The sequence below is a fragment of the Streptomyces sp. Y2F8-2 genome (genome assembly GCF_014905555.1).
Classification (GTDB): domain Bacteria; phylum Actinomycetota; class Actinomycetes; order Streptomycetales; family Streptomycetaceae; genus Streptomyces; species Streptomyces cynarae.
In genome coordinates, this window is record NZ_BNGS01000029.1 from 1 (window position 1) to 1,434 (window position 1,434).

Annotated in this window: 1 protein-coding gene; it reads left to right on the plus strand. The window is 67.3% G+C overall.

What is annotated here, in order from left to right:
- Positions 1–1,431 (plus strand): adenosylhomocysteinase (gene ahcY / locus SY2F82_RS38535; RefSeq protein ID WP_200423744.1); only part of this gene is annotated, 1,431 nt, incomplete at its 5' end.
- Positions 1,432–1,434: the final 3 nt, after the last annotated feature.

Genomic DNA, 1,434 nt, shown 5'->3' on the forward strand with positions numbered 1-1,434 from the left:
TTCAAGGTCGCCGACCTTTCTCTGGCCGAGTTCGGCCGCAAGGAGATCACCCTTGCCGAGCACGAGATGCCCGGCCTGATGGCGATCCGTAAGGAGTACGCCGAGGCGCAGCCCCTGGCCGGCGCCCGTATCACCGGCTCCCTGCACATGACCGTCCAGACCGCCGTCCTCATCGAGACCCTCGCCGCTCTCGGCGCGCGGGTCCGCTGGGCGTCCTGCAACATCTTCTCCACCCAGGACCACGCGGCCGCCGCCATCGCCGTCGGGCCGGACGGCACGCCCGACAACCCGCGGGGCATCCCCGTCTTCGCGTGGAAGGGTGAGACGCTCGAGGAGTACTGGTGGTGCACGGAGCAGGCGCTGACCTGGCCGGACAGTCCCACGGGTGGCCCGAACATGATCCTGGACGACGGCGGTGACGCCACTCTCCTCGTCCACAAGGGCGTCGAGTACGAGAAGGACGGCAAGGTGCCCTCGCCCGAGACCGCCGAGTCCGACGAGCACCGCGTCATCCTCCAGCTGCTGACCCGCACTCTGGGCGAGAACCCCCAGAAGTGGACCCGGCTGGCGTCCGAGATCCGCGGGGTGACCGAGGAGACCACGACCGGTGTCCACCGCCTGTACGAGATGCAGCGCGAGGGCACCCTCCTGTTCCCGGCGATCAACGTCAACGACGCCGTCACCAAGTCGAAGTTCGACAACAAGTACGGCTGCCGCCACTCCCTGATCGACGGCATCAACCGCGCCACGGACACCCTCATCGGCGGCAAGACCGCGGTCGTCTGCGGCTACGGCGACGTGGGCAAGGGCTGTGCGGAGTCCCTGCGTGGTCAGGGCGCCCGTGTGATCGTCACGGAGATCGACCCGATCTGCGCGTTGCAGGCGGCGATGGACGGCTACCAGGTCACGACGCTGGACGAGGTCGTCGACAAGGCCGACATCTTCGTCACCACGACCGGCAACCGGGACATCATCATGGCCAGTGACATGGCCAGGATGAAGCACCAGGCGATCGTCGGCAACATCGGCCACTTCGACAACGAGATCGACATGGCCGGCCTGGCCAAGGTCCCCGGCATCGTCAAGGACGAGGTCAAGCCGCAGGTCCACACCTGGACCTTCCCCGACGGCAAGAAGATCATCGTCCTCTCCGAGGGGCGCCTGCTGAACCTGGGCAACGCGACCGGTCACCCGTCGTTCGTGATGTCCAACTCCTTCGCGGACCAGACGCTGGCCCAGATCGAGCTGTTCACCAAGCCCGACGCGTACCCGACCGGCGTGTACGTGCTGCCCAAGCACCTGGACGAGAAGGTCGCCCGTCTCCACCTGGACGCGCTCGGCGTGAAGCTGACCAGGCTCCGCCCCGAGCAGGCGGCGTACATCGGCGTCGAGGTCGAAGGCCCGTACAAGCCGGACCACTACCGCTACTGACCG